The organism is Nocardioides cremeus, assembly GCF_030518195.1.
Lineage (GTDB): Bacteria > Actinomycetota > Actinomycetes > Propionibacteriales > Nocardioidaceae > Nocardioides > Nocardioides cremeus.
The window spans coordinates 201425-221674 of sequence record NZ_JAULSC010000003.1 but is presented as its reverse complement, the minus strand read 5'-3'; the positions used below and the strand labels follow the sequence as shown (position 1 = coordinate 221674).

Annotated in this window: 17 protein-coding genes; 9 read left to right on the top strand and 8 right to left on the bottom strand. The window is 72.2% G+C overall.

The annotated features are described in order from the left end of the window. The first annotated feature begins 20 nt into the window (after nucleotides 1-20). Genes QWJ41_RS05355 through QWJ41_RS05345 form a run of 3 tightly spaced genes read left to right on the top strand, consistent with a single transcriptional unit; the run spans nucleotide 21 to nucleotide 3615 of the window. Nucleotides 21-1781, top strand: coding sequence for a right-handed parallel beta-helix repeat-containing protein (locus QWJ41_RS05355; protein ID WP_302706235.1), 1761 nt, complete (start codon nucleotides 21-23; stop codon nucleotides 1779-1781). After that, entirely contained in the window at nucleotides 1778-2308 is a 531-nt protein-coding gene (locus QWJ41_RS05350; RefSeq protein WP_302706233.1) for a hypothetical protein, read from the top strand. Before QWJ41_RS05355 ends, QWJ41_RS05350 begins: the two co-directional genes overlap by 4 nt. Nucleotides 2309-2352: 44 nt before the next feature. After that, a complete protein-coding gene (locus QWJ41_RS05345) occupies nucleotides 2353-3615 on the top strand; it encodes a phospholipase D-like domain-containing protein (protein WP_336623277.1) in 1263 nt (420 codons plus the stop codon). 5 nt (nucleotides 3616-3620) lie between these two features. On the opposite strand, the gene QWJ41_RS05340 is transcribed toward QWJ41_RS05345, so the two are convergent. Together QWJ41_RS05340 and QWJ41_RS05335 are read right to left on the bottom strand one after the other, a co-directional pair. Next, entirely contained in the window at nucleotides 3621-4457 is an 837-nt protein-coding gene (locus tag QWJ41_RS05340) for an SCP2 sterol-binding domain-containing protein (RefSeq protein ID WP_302706231.1), read from the bottom strand. Nucleotides 4458-4524: 67 nt separating this feature from the next. Next, nucleotides 4525-5463, bottom strand: coding sequence for a DNA-3-methyladenine glycosylase family protein (locus QWJ41_RS05335; protein WP_302706229.1), 939 nt, complete (start codon nucleotides 5461-5463; stop codon nucleotides 4525-4527). A gap of 52 nt (nucleotides 5464-5515) precedes the next feature. Here QWJ41_RS05335 and QWJ41_RS05330 point away from each other — a divergent pair, with 52 nt between their 5' ends. Further along, nucleotides 5516-6295 (top strand): enoyl-CoA hydratase/isomerase family protein, encoded by a 780-nt coding sequence (locus tag QWJ41_RS05330; RefSeq protein ID WP_302706227.1) that lies wholly within the window; start codon nucleotides 5516-5518, stop codon nucleotides 6293-6295. Between the two features lie 35 nt (nucleotides 6296-6330). After that, nucleotides 6331-7848, top strand: a complete 1518-nt coding sequence (locus QWJ41_RS05325) for an ATP-dependent DNA ligase (protein WP_302706225.1) — start codon at nucleotides 6331-6333, stop codon at nucleotides 7846-7848. A gap of 3 nt (nucleotides 7849-7851) precedes the next feature. Here QWJ41_RS05325 and QWJ41_RS05320 read toward each other — a convergent pair whose 3' ends face one another. Next, complete coding sequence (locus tag QWJ41_RS05320) at nucleotides 7852-9135, bottom strand: NRAMP family divalent metal transporter (RefSeq protein ID WP_302706223.1); 1284 nt, start codon at nucleotides 9133-9135, stop codon at nucleotides 7852-7854. Nucleotides 9136-10332: 1197 nt separating this feature from the next. On the opposite strand from QWJ41_RS05320, the gene QWJ41_RS05315 reads away from it, so the two are divergent. Further along, entirely contained in the window at nucleotides 10333-11646 is a 1314-nt protein-coding gene (locus QWJ41_RS05315; RefSeq protein WP_302706221.1) for an HNH endonuclease signature motif containing protein, read from the top strand. A gap of 60 nt (nucleotides 11647-11706) precedes the next feature. Then, nucleotides 11707-12393 carry a TetR/AcrR family transcriptional regulator gene (locus QWJ41_RS05310; protein WP_302706219.1) on the top strand — a complete coding sequence of 229 codons (687 nt, stop codon included), beginning with the start codon at nucleotides 11707-11709 and terminating at the stop codon, nucleotides 12391-12393. A 3-nt stretch (nucleotides 12394-12396) separates the two neighbouring features. Here the strand turns inward: QWJ41_RS05310 and QWJ41_RS05305 are convergent, their stop codons facing one another. Beyond that, nucleotides 12397-13680 (bottom strand): acetyl-CoA C-acetyltransferase, encoded by a 1284-nt coding sequence (locus QWJ41_RS05305; RefSeq protein ID WP_302706217.1) that lies wholly within the window; start codon nucleotides 13678-13680, stop codon nucleotides 12397-12399. Between the two features lie 152 nt (nucleotides 13681-13832). Between QWJ41_RS05305 and QWJ41_RS05300 the strand changes: the two genes are divergently transcribed. Beyond that, on the top strand, nucleotides 13833-15167 hold the full coding sequence (locus tag QWJ41_RS05300) for a 3-oxoacyl-ACP reductase (protein ID WP_302706215.1): 1335 nt from the start codon (nucleotides 13833-13835) through the stop codon (nucleotides 15165-15167). Nucleotide 15168: 1 nt separating this feature from the next. After that, the gene (locus QWJ41_RS05295) at nucleotides 15169-16074 is read left to right on the top strand and encodes a MaoC/PaaZ C-terminal domain-containing protein (RefSeq protein WP_302706213.1); all 906 of its coding nucleotides are present in this window, start codon (nucleotides 15169-15171) and stop codon (nucleotides 16072-16074) included. Here the strand turns inward: QWJ41_RS05295 and QWJ41_RS05290 are convergent, their stop codons facing one another. The 4 genes from QWJ41_RS05290 to QWJ41_RS05275 form a co-directional block, all read right to left on the bottom strand. Then, nucleotides 16075-17319: a peptidoglycan DD-metalloendopeptidase family protein gene (locus QWJ41_RS05290; RefSeq protein WP_302706212.1), complete on the bottom strand. Its 1245-nt coding sequence runs from the start codon at nucleotides 17317-17319 to the stop codon at nucleotides 16075-16077. It lies immediately after the preceding gene. 87 nt (nucleotides 17320-17406) lie between these two features. After that, a complete protein-coding gene (locus QWJ41_RS05285) occupies nucleotides 17407-18234 on the bottom strand; it encodes an acyl-CoA thioesterase (protein ID WP_302706360.1) in 828 nt (275 codons plus the stop codon). Nucleotides 18235-18260: 26 nt separating this feature from the next. After that, nucleotides 18261-19118 carry an acyl-CoA thioesterase gene (locus QWJ41_RS05280; RefSeq protein WP_302706210.1) on the bottom strand — a complete coding sequence of 286 codons (858 nt, stop codon included), beginning with the start codon at nucleotides 19116-19118 and terminating at the stop codon, nucleotides 18261-18263. Between the two features lies 1 nt (nucleotide 19119). Further along, a complete protein-coding gene (locus tag QWJ41_RS05275) occupies nucleotides 19120-20079 on the bottom strand; it encodes a proteasome assembly chaperone family protein (protein WP_302706208.1) in 960 nt (319 codons plus the stop codon). Nucleotides 20080-20250 lie beyond the last annotated feature (171 nt).

The following is a 20250-nucleotide window of genomic DNA, read 5'->3' as shown; positions in this document are numbered from 1 at the left end:
CTCCCCCCGAGGAGTTCCTCGTGCGCATCGCCGTCCGGCTGCTCTGCCTTGCCGTCATCGCCCTCACGCTCGCGTTCTCGACGTCGTCCCCCGTGGCCGCGCACGAGGAACGGGAGTCGCAGTTCCCAGCCGGTGACGGCGTGGTCCCGAAGAAGCGGTCCCTGAAGCAGGCGGCCGACGTGATCGTGGTCTGCAAGGCGGACTCGCGGAAGCGGATCAAGAAGCTGCCCGGCAAGAAGCTGCGCGCCTTCAACATGCGGCTGCTGCGCCAGTGCGAGCACCGGCACATGCAGGCGGCCGTCGACGCGGTCGAGAAGCAGCGCACCAACATCTACGTGCTGCCCGGCGTCTACCGCGAGCAGCCCAGCTGGGACCGGCCCTGCATGGACGACTACGACGGTGGCGTCGTCGAGTACGACAAGATCGTCTCCTGCGGCGAGGTGGTCAACCTCGTCACCATCGCCGGCGACGACCCCGACGACCCGGACATCAAGTGCGACAACCAGCTGTGCGACCTGCAGATGCTGGGCACCGGCGCGGGCCCGCGCGACGTCACGCTGCGCGGCGGCTTCCGCGAGGACGGCGACTGGGTCAAGCACAACGGCATCAAGGCCGACCGCGCCGACGGCTTCTACCTCGCCAACATGCGCGCCATGCTCTTCCGTGAGAACGCCTTCTACGTCCACGAGACCGACGGCTACGTGCTCGACCGCTTCGAGGGCTCGCACAACGACCTCTACGGGGTGCTGACCTTCACCTCCGACCACGGCGTCATCTCCAACTGCAACGCCCACCACAACGGCGACTCCGGCGTCTACCCGGGCTCGTCCGCCGACGTGAACTCCACCAGCACCACCACCGGCGCGCTGACCCGCTGGGCCACCGAGGTCAAGAACTGCAACCTGCACCACAACGCGCTCGGCATGTCCGGCACCGCCGGCAACTCGCTCTACATCCACGACAACCGCATCCACCACAACGGCCTCGGCTTCATCGTCGAGTCGATCCTCGGCGGCCACCCGGGGATGCCGCAGGACCACGGCTGGTTCGAGGACAACAAGATCTACAGCAACAACGAGAACTACTACGAGAAGTACGTCCAGGGCGACGACGCCCCCTGCCAGGAGACGGTCGCGAAGGCCGTCGGCCACCAGCGCGGCGTGGTCTGCCCCGCCTTCGGCTTCCCCGTCGGCACCGGCGGGATGATCATCGGCAACCACAACTTCATCGACTCCAACCAGGTCTGGGACAACTGGCGGCAGGGCTTCATGCTCTTCTGGGTGCCGCCGGCGCTGCTGCGCGGCGACTACAACCCGCTGCACCAGCAGGACAACTCGAACTTCAACGCCTTCACCAAGAACGAGCTCGGCTACTCGCCGAAGGGCGAGGTCCTGCCCAACGGCATCGACTTCTACTGGGACGAGGCCGGCGACGGGAACTGCTGGCAGGACAACCTGACCGCGCCGGGCAAGGAGGTCACCCACAACTACGCCATCGACCTGCCCGACTGCGGCAACCCCTCGGAGTGGCCGATCGGCAACCTGGTCAAGACGACCCAGCTGATCCCCTGCGCGACCTACGACCGTCGCTCCGAGCCCGACCCGGCGGGCTGCGACTGGCTGGACACCCCCGAGAAGCCCGGCTCCGAGGGCGCACGGGCCGCCGAGCGGCCCGGGGACGGCCCCGGGACCCCGGCGACCCTGCTGGCCGTGACCCTCGTGGGCGCGCTGGGCATCCGGGTCGCGGGCGCTCGTCGCCAGCGCGCCAGGGCCGACCAGTGAGCCTGCAGACCGCGCTCGGCGTCACGGCGACGCTGGGTGCCGCCTGGGCGCTCGCCCCGCACCTGGTCACCCTGCACGCCCCGGCGGTGGCGCTGGCGCCCGACGCCGGACTGTTCGTGGACGGGTACGGCGACGCCGGCACCTACGCGCTGCACTACCGCTACGGCGAGCGCGTCGAGCTCACGGTGCCGCTCAGCAACGCCTCGGCCGTCCCCTGGCGGGTCACCGACGTCGAGCTCGTCGAGCCCGACTTCCCGCTGCTGGAGCCGGTGGACGAGCTCGCTGAGCCGGTGACGCTCACGCCGTACGGCGACGGCGAGGCGGGCCTGGTCTTCGAGTACGCCAACTGCCGCTACTACCACGAGCGCGCCAACAACTCCTACGACCAGGTGCGGGTCAGCGGCACCGTCCTGGGCCGGGAGACCTCGGTGCTGGTCGACCTCGAGGTGCCGCTGGTCGTGCACAGCCAGGTGATCCTCGACTGCCCCGAGCGCACCCTGGTCCGCGGCGACGACGTACGGCGCTGACGGGCCCGCACCGCACACCTGCACCCTGGTACTACCGTGTCCGCGTGACCCACCGCAGCGAACCCATGGCCGGACGGGTGCTGCGGGTCGTGCGGCGCACGCTGCTCACGATCGTGGGCGTGCAGCTGGCCCTGGCGATCGGGATGTCCCTGGTCGACTCCTACCGCCGGCGCGGCAAGAAGCCCAAGCCCTTCCCCACCACGGCGCCGCGCACGGTGGAGATCGGCGAGGGCACGATGACGACCTACACCTACGGCAGCGACCTCTACGCCGACATGATCGCGGCCATCGAGTCGGCGCAGCGCCAGGTCTTCTTCGAGACCTACATCTGGAAGGGCGACGCGACCGGCGAGCGGTTCAAGCAGGCGCTGGCCGACGCGGCCGCACGCGGGGTCGACGTCTACTGCATCTACGACGGCTTCGCCAACCTGGTCGTCTCCCCCGTCTTCAAGCACTTCCCGCGCTCGATGAAGGTGCTGCGCTACCCCGTGTACGCCGCCGGCCTGCGCTTCTTCGACGTGCGCCGCTACGGCCGCGACCACCGCAAGATCCTGGTCGTCGACGGTGAGGTCGGCTTCGTGGGCGGCTTCAACATCGGTGACGCCTACGAGACCGAGTGGCGCGACACCCACGTGCGGATCACCGGGCCGGGCGTGTGGGACCTGCAGCGCGCCTTCGCCGACTTCTGGAACCTCAACCGGCGTCGCCGGCTGGGCCACAGCGCGCGTCCGCTGCTGCTCGAGACCTCCTCGGTGTGGGAGTCGCGGATCCGGTTCCAGCGCAACGTGCCGCGGCTGTGGATGTTCCCGATCCGCTCCATGTACCTCGAGGCGATCAACCGCGCCAGCCGCAACATCTGGCTGACCACCGCCTACTTCCTGCCCGACCCCGACTTCGTCGACGCCCTCAAGGACGCCGCGCGCCGCGGTGTCGACGTACGCCTGCTCGTGCCGCTGAAGTCGAACCACATCGTGGCCGACTGGATCTCGCGCGGCTACTTCTCGCACCTGCTCGAGGCGGGCGTGCGGATCTTCCGCTACCGCGACGCGATGGTGCACGCCAAGACCGCGACCGTCGACGGCACCTGGACCACCGTGGGCACCGCCAACATCGACCGGCTCAGCCTCAGCGGCAACTACGAGATCAACGTCGAGGCCATCGACCAGGGGCTCGCCGAGGTGATGGAGGAGATCTTCGCCGTCGACGAGTCCAACTGCCTCGAGCTGACGATCGGTGAGTGGGAGGCGCGCGACCTGCACCGCAAGTTCACCGAGTTCGTGCTCGCTCCCCTGCGTCCCCTGCTCTAGCGGCCTCAGGCGCTGGGGATGTCGAGCACCGCGAGCAGCTGCAGTGCCTTGGCCTTGTCGCCCTTGACCTTGAGCTGGCCCTTGAGGACCCCGGTGACCGGCGCGAGGTGACCGGTCGCCAGGCGCAGGAAGTCGTGGCCCGTGCACGTGATGGTCGCGTCGCGACGCTCGGGCACCTCGGTGTCGCCCAGGCCCGGACCGGCCGTGCGGCACCGGCCGTCGACGACGCGCACGACGTACCGCTCGCACTCGCCGTCGTCGCGACCGGTGAGCCGGAAGCCGACCGTCAGGTCGCAGCGCGCGGCCCTGCCGGCGTCGAGGAAGGCCGGGAGGCGGGTGAACACCTCCTCGAGGACGATGTGGCGGAAGCCGCCCGCCATCACCGAGCGCAGGTGGGCGGTCGGGACGCCGACGAGGGTGCGGGCCACGGCCACCGGGTCGAGCGCCCGCGGGTCGACGGCGACGGGGTCGGCCTCCGTGCCCGGGACGACGAACACGCCGCCGAGGGCCAGCGCCAGCCCGGCGTCGCCCTCGACCACCAGACGCCCCGCCAACAGGTCGAGGCCGGCGTTGGCCCCGCCGCCCACCAGCTCGGGCAGGTGGTCCGCGGGCATCCGCAGCACCACGTCGACCGACTCACCGGTGTCGGCCCTCACCTCGGCCGCACCGTCCGCGAGGACCGCGACGATGCGGGTGACGTCGTTGCCGCCGTGGGTGAGGTCGAAGCGGACGACGCCCCGCAGGGCGGCGAGCCTGTCGGGCAGTGCGTGGTCGGGCAGGCGCTCCAGGAGCGCGACCGCCTGCGCAGGGTCGAGCGGCACCATCGAGGTTGTCTGCGTCACAGTGTCACAGTAACCATGGTGCGGCCGGTTTGCGCCGGGTCGGCGCGAGATTGGCGCCGGGTCAGCGTCAGTGGCGCGTGACGCGGGCGGGGATGTGGGTGCGGGGGGCCATCCGCGCGCCGTGCCGCGGGCGGTGCAGACCGGCCAGGCCCAGCAGGGTCGGCACCCGGCCCCGCTGCGGGCGCCACGGCTCGAGGTAGTCGGCCATCTCCTCGTCGGTGAAGGGCGTGCCGGTCAGCGCCCAGCCCACGTCCTTGGCGACGTGGTAGTCGCCGAAGGAGACCGCGTCGGGGTCGCCGAAGGCGCGCTGGCGCACCTCGGCGCAGGTCCACACCCCGATGCCGGGCAGGCTGCTGATGCGCTTCTCGGCCTCCTCGCCCGGCAGGGTCGAGGTGCGCTCCAGCGACTCCGCCACCCGGGCGGCGGTGACGATCGCGCGGGAGCGGGCGTGGTCGACGTGCATCTTCAGCCATTCCCACGAGGGCACGGTGCGCAGCTGCTCGGGCGTGGGCTGCACCCACAGCCGCAGGTCGGGGCCGGGCCCGGGAGCGCGCTCGCCGTAGCGGTGCACCAGCATCCGGAAGCCGGCGAAGGCCTCCTGGCCGGTCACCTTCTGCTCAATGATCGAGGGCACCAGCGACTCCATCACCAGCCCGGTGCGCCCCAGGCGCGCGTGCGGGTGGCGTCGCCGGGCCTCGACGAGCACGGGGTGGCGCGGCTCGAAGGCGCTCCAGTCGTCGTCGGCACCGAGCAGGGCGGGCACCGCGTCGAGCATCCACTCCGCTCCGTCGCCCCACGCCCGGGCGTGCACCTCGCCGTCGGCCGGGCGCGACTCCAGCGACAGCGTCGCCGGGCCGAGCGGGGTGCGCACGCCGCGCCAGATCCGTCCGGCGTCGTCGGCGCGGTACGTCGGGTCGCCGCGCCCGCGACGCTGCTGGCCGGCCACGGAGGCGACCTGGCAGGGCCAGTCCGGGCGCCAGGTGCGGCGGCGGGGCTCGGCGGTCACGGCACCGACCGTACGTGATGGAACGTGTTCTAGTTTCGCGTAGTCTGCGGCCATGCCCCTGCAGATCCACGACGAGCAGCGCGTGCGCACGCTGACCCTCGACCGCCCCGACGCGCTCAACGCCTTCGACGAGGAGCTCTACGACGCCACGGCCGACGCGCTGCTGGCGGCGGCCGACGACCCGGACGTGGCGGTCGTGCTGCTCACCGGCGCCGGCCGGGCCTTCAGCGCCGGCACCGACCTCGTCGAGATGCACCGGATGTCCACCGACCCCGACTTCCAGCGCGGCCGGCACGGGTTCCCCGGGCTGCTCGACGCGCTGGTCGCGTTCCCCAAGCCGCTCGTGGTCGCCGTCAACGGGGTCGGGCTGGGCATCGGCGCGACCGTCCTCGGCTTCGCCGACCTGGCCTTCATGTCCAGCACCGCACGGCTGAAGTGCCCCTTCACCTCGCTCGGCGTCGCACCCGAGGCGGCGTCGTCCTACCTGTTCCCCCGGCTCGTCGGCCACCAGGCCGCCGCGTGGATGCTGCTGTCGTCGGAGTGGGTCAGCGCCGACGAGGCGCTGGCCGCCGGCCTGGTGTGGCGGGTCTGCGAGCCCGACGACCTGCTCACCGAGGCCCGCCGCCACGCGGAGGTCCTGGCCCGGCGCCCGGTCACCTCGCTGGTGGCGGTCAAGCAGGCGATGACCGCTCCCCTGCGCGCCGGCATCGACGCGGCCCGCGAGCGCGAGAACGCCGCCTTCGCCGAGCTGATGGGCGGCCCGGCCAACCTCGAGGCGCTGGCCGCCTTCGCCGAGGGCCGCGAGCCGGACTTCACCGCGCTGCCGGGGTGAGAGCCACGGTTGCCCGGTGAGGGTTGAATGAGACGGTGCTGCTCGCCGACGTCGTGACCACCTCCCAGGCGGTCGCCGCCACCCGCTCGCGCAAGGACAAGGTGGCCGCGCTGGCCGACCTCCTGGGCCGCACCGGCCCCGCCGAGGCCGAGACGGTCGCGGCCTACCTGGGCGGCACGCTGCGGCAGCGGCGTACGGGGTTGGGGTGGCGGTCGTTGCGCGACCTGCCCGAGCCCGCGGACTCCCCCACGCTCGAGGTGCTCGAGGTGCACGAGCGCTTCGAGGAGGTCGCCGCCTTGGCGGGGCCGGGCTCGGTCAGCGCCCGGTCCCGCGCGGTCGAGGAGCTCTTCGGTCGTGCCACCGCCGACGAGCAGGTCTGGCTGCGCGGCGTGGTCACCGGCGAGCTGCGCCAGGGCGCGCTCGACGCGCTGGTGCAGGAGGGGGTCGCGCGGGCCGCCGACGTGCCGCTCGCCGTCGTACGCCGCGCGGCGATGCTGTCGGGCTCGACGGTGGCGGTCGTGGTGGCGGCGCTGACCGAGGGCGAGGAGGCGCTGCACGCGATCGGGCTCGAGGTGATGCGGCCGGTGCTCCCGATGCTGGCCGGCTCGGCCACCGACGTGGCGGCGGCGATGACCAAGGCGCTCGGCAAGGCGGCTCAGCCGGGAGCCGAGGTCGTGGTCGACACCAAGCTCGACGGCATCCGCGTGCAGGTGCACCGCGACGGCGACGAGGTGCGCGTGGCCACCCGCAGCCTCGAGGACATCACCGCCCGGCTGCCCGAGGTCGTCGAGGTCGCGCGGGCGCTGCCGGCGCAGCGGTTCGTGCTCGACGGCGAGGCGCTGGCGCTCGACGACGACGGGCGGCCGCGCCCCTTCCAGGAGACGTCGTCGCGCACGGCGCAGTCGGCGGGCGTGCACGTCACCCCGTTCTTCTTCGACGTGCTGCACGTCGACGGCACCGACCTCCTCGACCGGCCCGGCCACGAGCGCCTCGACGCCCTGCACGCACTGGTGCCCGAGCAGCACCGGGTCAGCGGCCTGCGCACCGGCGACCCCGACGAGGCCCAGGCGTTCCTGGCCCGCGCCCTCGAGACCGGCCACGAGGGCGTCGTGGTCAAGAGCCTCGACGCGCCGTACGCCGCCGGACGCCGCGGGTCGGGCTGGGTCAAGGTCAAGCCGGTGCACACCCTCGACCTGGTCGTGCTGGGTGTCGAGTGGGGCTCGGGGCGGCGCCGCGGCAAGCTCTCCAACCTCCACCTGGGCGCCCGCGACCCCGACGGCGGCTTCGTGATGCTGGGCAAGACCTTCAAGGGGCTCACCGACGAGATGCTCGACTGGCAGACCGAGAGGTTCCTGGCGCTGGAGACGCACCGCGAGGGCCATGTCGTGCTCGTGCGGCCCGAGCAGGTCGTCGAGATCGCGATCGACGGGCTCCAGCGCTCGACGCGCTACCCGGGCGGGGTGGCGCTGCGCTTCGCCCGGGTGGTGCGCTACCGCGACGACAAGACCGCTGCCGAGGCCGACACCCTCGAGACCGTGCGCGCGCTGGGGTGAGGCTCAGCCGAGAAGGCCGCCGAAGTCGAGGAGGAACAGCCCGGCGAAGCCCGCGAGGTAGACCAGGCCGGCGTACGAGAGGTAGCGCAGCCCGGGGCTGAGCGAGCCCTCGCCGCGGACCAGGCTGAAGTTGAGCCACGCGAAGACCGGGGCGGTGAGGAAGGCGCTGATCATGGCGAAGGTGAGCATGGTGGCCAGCGAGGCGCTCATCGCGACGATGATGACCAGCCCCACGCCGGTGATGCCGCTGAGCCACAGGTTGAGCGAGCGGCGGCTGAACTCGGGCTCGCGGCGCAACAGGCGCAGCGACTCGGCGCAGGCGCGGGCGTAGCCGTCGATGACGGTGATGACCGTGCCGTACATGCAGGCGAACGCGATCACCGCCATCAGCGGCACCGCCCACTGGCCGATGGCCGTGCCGTACATCTGCAGCAGCTGGTCGACGTAGGCGCCGCCCGCGGTGGCGACCTGCACCCCGGAGCCGTACTGCACCAGGGCGCCGAGGGAGAGGAAGAACAGGGCGAGCACGGCCGAGGTGGCGTAGCCGACGTTGAAGTCGAAGAGGACGTCCTTGGCGCGGCTGGGGTGCAGCTTCTGCTTGGCCTGGATCCACAGCGAGTTCAGCGCGCTGATCTCGATCGGTGCGGGCATCCAGCCCATCAGCGCCACCAGGAACGGCAGCGTCGCCCACGTCCACGGGGTCGGCTCGACGAACCCGGCGACCTGCTCGGAGCCGGCCGAGGCCGCCATGAACGTCGCGGTGATCGTGGCCAGGGTCAGCGTCACGATGATGACCTTGGTGACCGCGTCGAGGGCGCGGTAGTGACCGGCGACCAGCAGCACCCAGGCCGAGGCCATCATCGCCGTGGCCAGCGCGGGGATGCCGGGGGCCCAGCTGTCCGGGAGCATGAACCCGAGGATCACCGCGCCCAGCAGCCCGACCCCGGCGGTCGAGATCACCGAGCTCACGGTGGCCAGCACGAAGAAGACCCACAGGTAGCCACGGCCCTTGCGGGCGTAGCCCTCGACCAGCGACCGCCCGCTCTCCACGGTGTACTGCGGGCCGAACCGGAAGAACGGGTACTTCAGCAGGTTCGCCAGGACAATGACGAAGGCCAGCTGCCAGCCGAACCGCGCGCCGGCCTGCGTCGAGGAAATCAGGTGGGAGCCGCCGATGGCCGCCGAGGCCATCAGGATCCCCGGGCCCAGCGCCGCCATCCGCGAGGCCCAGGCCCCCGGCTCCACCCGACGCGTCTCGGCCGCAGGACCCTCTGCCGTCTTTGCCATTGGCCGAAGTTAGCACCGGGCTTCTTCGGCCGGTCGAGCCGTGCGAGGTGTGCGGTGCAGGGGGCGCAGGGGGCGAGGCCGGAAGTGTGGAGGCATGGATGAACCTGGTTCATCCGGGGCTCCACACTTCCGCGCGGCAGGCCCGTCGGTCGCTTCACCTGGCAAGGGAGCATGCGCGCTCTACGGCTGCGCCCGTTCTGCATGCGCAGCCAGCGGCCACCAGTGGCGTTCACGCAGCTCCGCCTCGGCCTGGACCGCGTCGAGCCATGCCCCAGGTGCATCTCGGTCTGCAGGCAACCGGCAGTGCCAGACCACGAAGTGGGCGTGCGGTGTGGGCCATGGATAGCCCTCGGGCGCTCCGGGCACAGCGTTGCGCACATACCCGAGCAACCGAGCCTGGCGGCAGCCGTCGGGCACTGTCCGGCGCAGCAGATCTTCCAGCGCTTCCTCCCATGTTCCATCCCGGACCGCACCCGTGGGGATGTCGAGCCCTCGACCGTCCGGCCGAGCCTCCACCAAGACGTTGTCTCCACGGGTCACCAGGACACGGACCAGGCATACCGGGACGGGAGCGACGTCCGGCTCTCCAGCCAGCACGACGTCGGCACGACCGTGAGCGGGTAGCCACTCAGCATCCTGATGGCTGACGAGGACACGCTCCTGGGCCGACACTGCGCAAACGTAGCGACCCACTCGCTCGAGCGGACGGCGGCACGTAGTGCGTCCCACTCGATGTGCGTCCACCTGTTCCAACACAACCCATACTGTCGACACGACGACCGAAATGCCCTCTGCGAGTGATCGGGAGCAGGCACAGCTCGACCTCGTGGCCTCGCTGCTCCAGTCCCTGGCCATTTCCGTTCTCGTGGCGGCGGCAACCGTCGGAGCCCTGAGGTTCATCGAGAGCTGGGAAGGGTCACCCGAGCTCGGCACAGCCACCTACTTGTTCTGGCCCATGCTTGCTGGCGCGGCCACGCTGTGGGCTCTGGCGGCCCGCCTCAAGACGCAGACAGGACCATCGCGCGCCTCGTGACAGCGGCCCGCGCGTCGGCCGACGACTGAACGCGGCCGGATGGTGCTCCCACCGCCATGAGCACGTCAGCTGCAGGCATACCGGCAAGCAGCACCTTGAAGCGCATCGCCGCAGGTCAGCCTGGGTGCGACGGCACTGTCGGTGGCTGGTGCTTGAGTAGAGGAATGCTGATCGAGACGGACCTCGCGGGTGGTCCGGTGCGGGTCGATGACCTGGACCGGGACTCGGTGCTGTGGTTCGCCGAGCAGGCCAAGGCCCGTGAGGCCGCGGCGGCGTTGGCGGTGCTGCACGCGACGATTCGCTGGTGCGAGACCAACACCGTCGACGATCCCAAGTGGGCGGCGGGGTTCGGGGAGGTCGGTGGCGACCTGGACTGCCCGGAGAAGATCGGTGGTGACGGGCGTCCGATGGTCGCGGCGTTCTCGGCCGAACCGTTGGCCGCGGCGATGGAGATCTCCACCACCGCCGCCCTGACGCTGATGGCCGATGCACTGGAGCTGGCGCACCGGCTGCCGCGGGTGATGGCCCGCGTGGAGGCCCTCGAGGTGCCGGTGTGGCGCGCCCGCAGCATCGCCCAAGCCACCAGCGGCCTCTCACCCGACGCGGCCGCCTATGTCGATGCTGAGATCGCCGGCCGGGCGCACCGGGTCGGGGCGGTGGTGCTGGCCCGGCTCGTCGAGACCGCCCGGGCCCGCTACGACACCGACGCCCATCAAGAGGCCGAAGAGGCCGCGCGGGAGTCGTGGGACGTGACGCTGACCCATGCCGGGGCGCGCGACGGGCGCTGGTTGGGGACCTCGTGGATGCAGATCACCGGCGACACCGCCACCCTGGCCGACCTGCAGGACCTGGTGGGGCGTATCGCTCACGACCTGCTGGCCACCCACCCCGACCTGTCCCTGGCCCGGCGCCGGGTGCTGGCCTTGCAGGTCATCGTCGACCGGGCCCGCGCCCACGGCGACACACCCGCACCGAGCCGGCCCTACAAGGCCTACGTTCACCTGACCGCGACCCCCGAGGGCGACATCGCCCCGTTGGGGCGGGTGGAGGACCTCGGCCCCGCGACCAGTGCCCTGATCCGTGACTGGCTCACCGGCTCCCGCGTCACGGTGACGCCGGTCCTCGACCCCGACCGCGGCGACCCGATCGATGCCCACGACCCGCCGGAGTGGATGCGCGAGCTGGTCATCGCGCGTGACCAGCACTGCGTCTTCCCCGACTGCCGCCGCCCCGCCAGGCGCTGCGACCTCGACCACATCAGCACCTGGATCGACCCCGCCCACGGCGGACCACCCGGGCAGACACATCCCGGCAACCTCGCCCCACTCTGCAGACGACATCACCGGGCCAAGACCACCACCGACCCCACCAAGCAGTGGCGCTACCGACGGATGGACCACGGCCACTACACCTGGACCGGACCCCAGGACCAACGACTCGTCGTCGTCCCCGGCATCGGCACCTACTCACCTGGCTGACCCCTGCGGAGCCCGTCACACTCGTGCAACTCCGAGTTGCACGAGTCGTACACTCCCCTCATGAGCACCCGCACGCCCGAGCCCGACGGCCGCAGGTCGGCGGCGGCCGCCCGTCGCCGCGCCCGTGAGGCGGAGATCCTGGCCGCGACCCGCGCGCTCTTCGACGAGCGCGGGGTGCGCGACGCCCAGATCGAGGACATCGCCCGGGCCGTGGGCATCAACCGGGCCATCGTCTACCGGCACTTCACCGGCAAGGAGGAGCTCTTCGCACTCACGCTCGTCGGCTACCTCGACGAGCTGCGGGTCGACCTCGAGCAGGCCTCGACCTCCTCGGGCGCCCCGAGGGACCGGCTGGCCGACATCGTGGGCGCCTTCGTCGACTACTCCCTGGCCCACCCGGCGTTCGTCGACTGCGCCCAGGCGCTGATGCGCCGTTCCGGGCCCGAGCTGCTCGACGAGATCTCCGAGAGCGCCCTCTTCCGCCTCGGCCGCGCCATCTCCGGCGCGCTGTCGATCCTGTCGGCCGCGCTCGAGGACGGCGTCGAGGCCGGCGACTTCACCGTCCCCGACCCCACGCTGCTGGCCAACACGCTCTACGCCAGCGGCCTCGGGGCGCTGCAGCTCGCCCGGGTCGGCATCCTGGTCAAGGAGGCCGCCCCGGGCGTGCCCACGGTCGGAGAGATCTCGCCGCAGCAGGTGCGCGAGTACCTCGTCGCCTCGGCGCTCGCGCTCGCCACGCTCAGGTGAGGGTCAGGGCGCCTCGAGGATCGCGGTGACGCCCTGGCCGCCGGCGGCGCAGACGCTGATCAGGCCGCGGCCCGAGCCCTTCTGGTGCAGCAGCTTGGCCAGGTTGGCGATGATCCGCCCACCGGTGGCCGCGAACGGGTGACCGGCGGCCAGCGACGAGCCGTTGACGTTGAGCTTGTCGCGGTCGATCGAGCCCAGCGGGGCGTCGAGACCCAGGCGCTCCTTGCAGAACACCGGGTCCTCCCACGCCTTGAGCGTCGAGAGCACCTGCGAGGCGAACGCCTCGTGGATCTCGTAGAAGTCGAAGTCCTGCAGGCTCAGGTCGTTGCGCTCCAGCATCCGCGGCACGGCGTACGCCGGCGCCATCAGCAGGCCCTCGCCACCGTGCACGTAGTCGACCGCAGCGGTCTCGGAGTCGACGAAGAACGCCCGCACCTCGAGCCCGTGCTCCTCGGCCCACTCCTGGGTGGCCAGCAGCACCACCGAGGCGCCGTCGGTCAGCGGCGTGGAGTTGCCGGCGGTCATCGTGGCCGCCTCGCCCTTGCCGAAGACCGGCTTGAGCTTGGCGAGCTTCTCGCTCGAGGAGTCGGCGCGCAGGTTGTTGTCGCGCTCGAGCCCGCGGAACGGGGTCACCAGGTCGTCCTGGAAGCCGCTGTCGTACGCCGCCGCCAGGTGCTGGTGCGACGCGGCCGCCAGCTCGTCCTGCGCCTCGCGGGTGATCTGCCACTCCAGCGCGGTCAGCGCGGCGTGGTCGCCCATCGACAGGCCGGTGCGCGGCTCGCCGTTCTTGGGCAGGTCGAGCCCGATGTCGCCGGGACGGATCGAGCCCAGGGCGGCCAGGCGCGACTTGGTGTCGCGCGCGGCGTTGACCTTCATCAGCTTCTTGCGCAGCTTGTCGCTGATCGCGACGGGGGCGTCGGAGGTGGTGTCGGTGCCGCCGGCGATGCCGGCCTCGATCTGGCCCAGGGCGATCTTGTTGGCGACCTGGATGGCGGCCTGCAGGCCGGTGCCGCAGGCCTCCTGGATGTCGGTGGCGGGGGTCTCGGGCGCCAGCGTCGAGCCCAGCACCGCCTCGCGGGCCAGGTTGAAGTCACGCGAGTGCTTGAGCACCGCACCGGCCACGACCTCGCCGAGCCGCTCGCCCTCAAGGCCGTAGCGGGAGACGAGGCCGTCGATCGCGGCGGTGAGCAGGTCCTGGTTCGACACGTCCGCGTAGGCGGAGTTGGACCGGGCGAAGGGGGTGCGGTTGCCGCCGATGACGGCGACGCGACGAGGAGAGGTAGCCATGGGCACATCCTTGCGCGCGCGTGCCCCCACAGAGAAGGGTGTGAGGGGCACGTCACGAAAAGTGGACTCGGAGTTACACATCTAGTTACATGCCCGGTAGTGCCACCTGGTGCTAGCCCAGGCCCCAAGGACTTCACGGAGGACGGACCCGCATGAGCGACAAGTACCAGAGCTTCAGCCAGTCGCCGATCGGCAAGCTGCTGGTCAAGAACCTCGGCCTGCCCGCCCCGATGCCGCTCGAGCGCTACACCCCCGGCGCCCCGCTGGTCGACGGCACGATCGTCACCGGCGGCACCGGCCGCCTGGCCGAGTCGCTGGCCGGCCTGCTCGACACCCTCGGCATCGCCAGCACGGAGACGCCCGACGACGCCACGTCGTACAAGGGCCTGGTCTTCGACGCCACCGGCCTGACCTCGGCCGACCAGCTCGTCGCCCTGCGCGACTTCTTCACCCCCCTGATGCGCCGCCTGGCCACCTGCCCGCGCGTCGTGGTGCTCGGCACCCCGCCGGAGCAGGTCTCCGGCGCCGAGCGGGTCGCCCAGCGCGCCCTGGAGGGCTTCACCCGCAGCCTGGGCAAGGAGATCGGCCGCGGCGGCACCGTGCAGCTCGTCTACGTCGCCGAGGGCGCCGAGGCCGCGACCACCAGCACCCTGGGCTTCCTGCTCTCCCCCAAGTCCGCGTACGTCTCGGGCCAGGTCGTGCGCATCGGCGCCACCGGCACCACCGAGGCCACCCCGGTCGCCGACCAGCTGCGCCCCCTCGACGGCAAGGTCGCCCTGGTCACCGGCGCCAGCCGCGGCATCGGCGAGCAGATCGCCCGTGTGCTGCACCGCGACGGCGCCACCGTCGTCGGCGTCGACGTGCCGCAGGCCGCCAGCGAGCTGCAGTCGCTGATGAAGGAGCTCGACGGCGACTGGCTGACCCTCGACATCACCGGCAAGGACGCCCCGCAGCGCATCGCCCACCACCTGGCCGAGAAGCACGGCGGCGTCGACGTCGTGGTGCACAACGCTGGCATCACCCGCGACAAGAAGCTGGCCAACATGGGCGAGGACCGCTGGGACTCGGTGGTCGCGGTCAACCTCACCGCCCCGGAACGGATCAGCCGCGAGCTGCTCGACCAGGGCGTCGTCAACGCCGGCGGCTCGATCATCGGCGTCGCCTCCATCGCCGGCATCGCCGGCAACGTGGGCCAGACCAACTACGCCACCTCCAAGGCCGGCGTCATCGGCCTGGTCGACTCCCTCAAGGACGAGCTGCGCGACGGGATCACCGTCAACGCCGTGGCCCCCGGCTTCATCGTCACCCAGATGACCGCCGCCGTGCCGTTCGCGACCCGCGAGGTCGGCCAGCGGCTCAACGCGATGGCCCAGGGCGGCCTGCCGGTCGACGTCGCCGAGACGATCGCCTGGTACGCCTCCCCCGGCTCGACGGCCGTCAACGGCAACGTCGTGCGGGTCTGCGGCCAGATGATGCTGGGCGCCTGACGTGGCCGGCCCCATCGTCGAGCGCGCCGCCCGCACCCACGACGGCAGCACCGGCGTCGGCACCCTGCTGCGCGCCGCCCTGCCGAGCCTGCCCGTCGTCGGCAGCCTGCCCGGCGTGCGCAAGGCGCGCCCCGAGGGCTTCGAGGGCCTCGCGGTCACCCGGCCCCCGGTGACCGTCGAGCGCGCCCACGTCGAGGCGTACGGCGACCTGTGCGGCTTCCCGCGCAAGGACGTCGCCCCGCTGACCTACCCGCACATGCTGGCCTTCGGCCTGCACATGGCGATGATGACCGACTCCGCCTTCCCGGCCCCGGCCATCGGCACCGTGCACGTGGCCAACACCGTGACCCGGCACCGCCACGTGGTGATCGGTGAGCAAGTCGGCGTCTCGGCACACGTCGGCCCCTCGCGCCCGCACGCCAAGGGCACCGTCTTCGACTTCGTCACCGAGGTCCGCGACGGCGACGGCGAGCTGGTCTGGGAGAGCTCCTCGGCCTACCTGCGCCGCGGCCGTGGCGACGCCGCGGCCCCGGAGGGCACCGTCTTCCCCGACGCGCCCGCCACCGGCGCCACCTGGTCGCTGCCCGGCGACCTGGGCCGCCGCTACGCGGCGGTGTCGGGCGACCACAACCCGATCCACCTCTACCCGCTGACCGCGAAGGCGCTGGGCTTCCCGCGCCAGATCGCGCACGGCATGTGGAGCCTGGCGCGCTGCGTGGCCGCCCTGGAGAACCGGCTGCCCGAGGCGGTCACCGTCGAGGTCGCCTTCAAGAAGCCGATCCTGCTGCCCGGGCGGGTGGCCTTCGGCTCGCGTCCCACCGACGACGGCTACGCGTTCTCGCTCAGCGACCCCCGCTCCGGCGCCCCGCACCTGGCCGGCCTCAGCCGGCCGGCCACCGGGGGCTGATCAGCGGGGCCGGCCGAAGACGGTGCTCTGCGTGGTCGAGCGCGCGGCGGTCGGCCGCAGCGCCTGGCGCTCGGAGAAGGTCGCCGTCGCGGGGTCCCAGACCCCGACGTCGGTGACCAGGTTGCCGTCCCAGTCGCCGGTGACCGGCAGGTCGCCCGGCTCCCCGAACTGCACCTCGGCGGTCCACACCAGCCCCTCGGCGTCGACGCGGCGCAGCGTGAAGGTCGCGGTCGACTGGTCGAAGACGCCGACGTCGGTGCGGCCGTCGCCGTCCCAGTCGCCGGCGACCGGCAGGTCGGAGGCGTCACCGAGCAGCACGCTGCTCACCGACCCGTCGGCGGCGCGCAGGTGGAAGGTCGCCTCGGCCGGGCGGCGTACGCCGACCTCCCAGAGGCCGTCGCCGTCCCAGTCGCCGGCCACCGGCTGGTCGCCGCTCGCCCCGAACGCGACGCGGGTGCGCCCGCTGCCGACCTTGAGCGCGAAGGTGGCGCTGCCGGGGCTGAAGACACCGATGTTGGCGACGCCGTTGCCGTCCCAGTCGCCCAGCACCGGCTCGTCGGTGGCGGTGCCGAAGCGGCGCACCTTGGGGGTCCGGCCCGGGCGCAGCACCTGGAACTGCGAGCGGGACTCGCGCCGGTAGACGACGAGCTCGGCGGGTGCCTTGCCGATCATGTTGGCCGCCAGGGGCACGTCGACGCAGTTGGTGGAGCGCTGGGTCGAGCCGTAGGCGAACGGCGCGCCGGCGAACCAGGCGCTCTGCACCGAGCCCGAGAGCCGCTGCTCGTAGTGCACGTGCGCGCCGGTGGAGTTGCCGGTCGAGCCGACCGTGCCGATCTGGGCCGCCTGGTCGACCCGCTGGCCCACGACGACCGTCACGGCGTCGAGGTGGGCGTAGAGCGTCGACTCCCCCGCTCCGTGGTCGATCACCACGTAGTGGCCGTAGCCGCTGGAGCTCGTGGCGTTGGCCGTGGTGACGGTGCCGGGCGCCGAGGCCGCCACCGGGTCGCCGGCGTCGTCGGCACGGTTCCAGTCGATCGCCTTGGTGCTCGGGCTGTGGTTGCCGCGGGTGGTGCCGGTCCAGTCCTGTCCGCAGGGGAAGGGCATCTCGTAGTCGGTGCTGGGGGCGGCGTGCGCGGGGAGCGCGAGGGCCACCACGGCGGCGCCGAGACAGGGCGCGAGCAGGGTCGACAGCAGGGGCAGGCGCATGATCGGGGGTCCCTCGGGGGCGGGGGGCGGTCCGGTCACACGCTCCTCAGGAGCGATCAACCGCCACATTGGTCACAAAAGTAACCAGGTGTCGGCGTGTCTGTCACGAATCACAACGTTGTAATGCTAACGCCGGGGCCGGATCAGGCCCTCCTGCGCGACCGTGGCGACCAGCGAGCCGTCCTGGGTGAAGACCCGGCCGATGGCCAGCCCCCGCCCACCGCGCGCCGCCGGCGAGACCTGGTCGTAGAGCCACCACTCGTCGGCGCGGAAGGGCTGGTGGAACCAGATCGTGTGGTCGAGCGAGGCCATCTGGGTCTGCTCCGAGCCGACGGGGTGCGCCGCCAGAGTGGCCCCCAGCAGGCTGATGTCGCTGGCGTAGGTGAAGGCCGCCAGGTGCGCGGTCGGGTCGTCGCCCAGGTCGCCCTCGACCCGCAGCCACAGCCGCGAGCGCGAGGGGTGCGCCGGGTCCTCGGTCAGGCCGCGCCGCGAGTCGCCGATCCAGCGCGCGCCCAGCGCGGCCCACTCCTTGGCCAGGGCGTCGGCCTCGGGCGTGCCGCCGCGACGCATCATCTCCACCATGTCGACCGCGTCCTCGGGCGCCACGACCTCCGGCATCGCGTCCTGGTGCTCGAGCCCGTCCTCGGGCACCTGGAAGTTGGCGGTGAGATAGTAGATCGGCCGACCGTGCTGGCGCGCCGCGACCCGGCGGGTCAGGAAGGAGCGCCCGTCGCGGATCCGCTCCACGTCGTAGACGATCGGCACCTGCGGGTCGCCGGGCAGCAGGAAGTAGGAGTGCATCGAGTGCACGGTGTACGCCGGGTCGACGGTGCGGATGCCCGCGCACAGCGCCTGCGCCGCGACCTGGCCGCCGAAGACCCGGGTGCGGGTGGTGCGCACCGGCCGGCCGCGGTAGAGGTCGGCGTCGATGGTCTCGAGGTCGAAGAGCCCCATCAGCTCCTCGAGGGCGGACTGCTCGCTCACTGCCCACCCTCCTGGCGCATCCTGCGGATCAGGGCCTCCTGGCTCACCGAGGCCACCAGCAGGCCGTCGCGGTCGAAGATCCGGGCGTTGACGAGCCCGCGACCACCAGTGGCGACCGGCGACTGCTGGTCGAAGAGCCACCAGTCGTCGGCGCGGAAGGGCCGGTGGAACCAGATCGAGTGGTCGAGCGAGGCCACCATCACCTCACGGGTGCCGATCGAGATGCCCTGCGGCGAGAGCGCCGCGCCCATGATCGTGGCGTCGGAGGCGTAGGTGAAGGCCGCGGCGTGCAGCAGCGGGTCGGCGGGCAGCGGCTCGTTGACCCGCAGCCACGTCTGCTGGCGCCCCGGCCGGTCCTCGTCGGGGGCCAGCAGGTCGTGGGAGGACCCGACGTAGCGGAAGTCGAGCACGTCCCACTCGGTGAACGACCCGTCCGCGCCGCGGATCTGGGCGTTGATGTCGAGCGACTCCTCCGGCCCGGGCACCTGGGGCACCCGGTCCTGGTGCTCGTAACCCTCCTCGGGTCGCTGCAGGTCGACGGTCATCACGTAGATCGGCCGGCCGTGCTGGCGCGCCAGCACCCGCCTGGTCGCGAAGGAGCGGCCGTCGCGAAGCCGCTCGACGTCGTACACGATCGGGGCGGTGGTGTCGCCGGGCTGCAGGAAGTAGGAGTGCAGCGAGTGCACGACGTAGGAGTCGTCGACGGTGCGGTCGGCGGCGACCAGCGCCTGCGCGGCCACCTGGCCGCCGAAGACGCGCGGCAGCACCGACTCCTGCTGGGCGCCGCGGAAGAGGTTGTCGTCGATGGTCTCGAGGTCGAGCAGCGCGAGCAGCTCGGCGGTGGTGCGGGGCATCTCAGGCGGGATCCTCGTCGTCGGGGCGCGGGTCGCGGTCCTCCAGCTGCGCCAGGAACTGCTCGAACTCCTGGCCCAGCTGCTCCCCGGTGGGCAGCGGCTGGTCGCGGGCGAGCAGGTTGTCGCCCGACTCCTCGGCGCGCTCGAAGGCGTCGTACTGGCGCTCGAGGGCGGCGACCACGTCGCCGACCTCCTCGTTGGCCTCGAGGTAGCTGGTGATCTCGGCCTCGCGGTCCTCGGCCTCGGCGCGCAGCCCCGAGAGGTCGACGGTCAGGCGCCCGGCGAGCTCGACCTGCTCGAGCAGCACCGCGGCGGCCTGCGGGTACTCGAGCTGGGCCAGGTAGTGCGGGACGTGGGCGACGAAGCCCTGTGCGGCGTGGCCCCACTCCCCCAGGCGCACCTCGAGCAGCGCCTGCGCGCTGCTGGGCACGCGCAGCTCGCCGCGCCACGGGCTGGCGCCCAGCAGCAGCTCGGGGCTGTTGGCGTGGTGGGTCACCGCGGTGGGGCGCGTGTGCGGCACCGCCATCGGCACCGATCCCATGCTGATCACGCGGGTCACGCCGAAGCGCTCGACGACCTCGCGCACCGCGCGGCAGAACCCCTCCCAGCGGTTGTCGGGCTCGGCTCCGTTGAGCAGCAGGTAGGGCGTGCCGCCGCTGTCGCGCAGCAGCCGCACCACCAGGCGCGGGGCGTCGTAGGAGTCGTAGCGGTCGACCACGAACGAGATCGGGGGCCGGCGGGCCCGGTAGTCGTGCAGCCGGTCGACGTCGAAGGTCGCCACCACGCGGCCGGTGCCGTCGTCGGTGCCGGCGACGTCGACGAGGTGCTGGGCGGCGCGGGCGGCGACGTTGCCGGCGTCGAGGAAGCCGTCGAGCACCACGACCATCGTCAGCGCGGACTCCTCGGAGGCGTCGACCTCGGCCACCTCGTCGACGATGTGCACCAGGCGGGTGTCGCTCACGGGTCTCCTCGGGTGGTGGGGGCGGGCGCGGGGCGGACCGGGTCCGTGACCACGATATTCCCTGCCGGTCCACGCGGGACGGGGCGTCCGGGCCCGACTGGTTACCCAGGGGTAACCTAGCGTCGGCAACTCGCCACCCCACACGTCACATCACAGCGACACCCAGGAGAA

Bases quoted from the DNA above. Each gene is read 5' to 3' on its own strand.
- QWJ41_RS05330 (WP_302706227.1), top strand. From the start codon at position 5,516: ATGCCCCTGCAGATCCACGACGAGCAGCGCGTGCGCACGCTGACCCTC.
- QWJ41_RS05320 (WP_302706223.1), bottom strand. From the start codon at position 9,135: ATGGCAAAGACGGCAGAGGGTCCTGCGGCCGAGACGCGTCGGGTGGAG.
- QWJ41_RS05315 (WP_302706221.1), top strand. From the start codon at position 10,333: ATGCTGATCGAGACGGACCTCGCGGGTGGTCCGGTGCGGGTCGATGAC.
- QWJ41_RS05310 (WP_302706219.1), top strand. From the start codon at position 11,707: ATGAGCACCCGCACGCCCGAGCCCGACGGCCGCAGGTCGGCGGCGGCC.
- QWJ41_RS05305 (WP_302706217.1), bottom strand. From the start codon at position 13,680: ATGGCTACCTCTCCTCGTCGCGTCGCCGTCATCGGCGGCAACCGCACC.
- QWJ41_RS05300 (WP_302706215.1), top strand. From the start codon at position 13,833: ATGAGCGACAAGTACCAGAGCTTCAGCCAGTCGCCGATCGGCAAGCTG.
- QWJ41_RS05285 (WP_302706360.1), bottom strand. From the start codon at position 18,234: ATGGGGCTCTTCGACCTCGAGACCATCGACGCCGACCTCTACCGCGGC.
- QWJ41_RS05280 (WP_302706210.1), bottom strand. From the start codon at position 19,118: ATGCCCCGCACCACCGCCGAGCTGCTCGCGCTGCTCGACCTCGAGACC.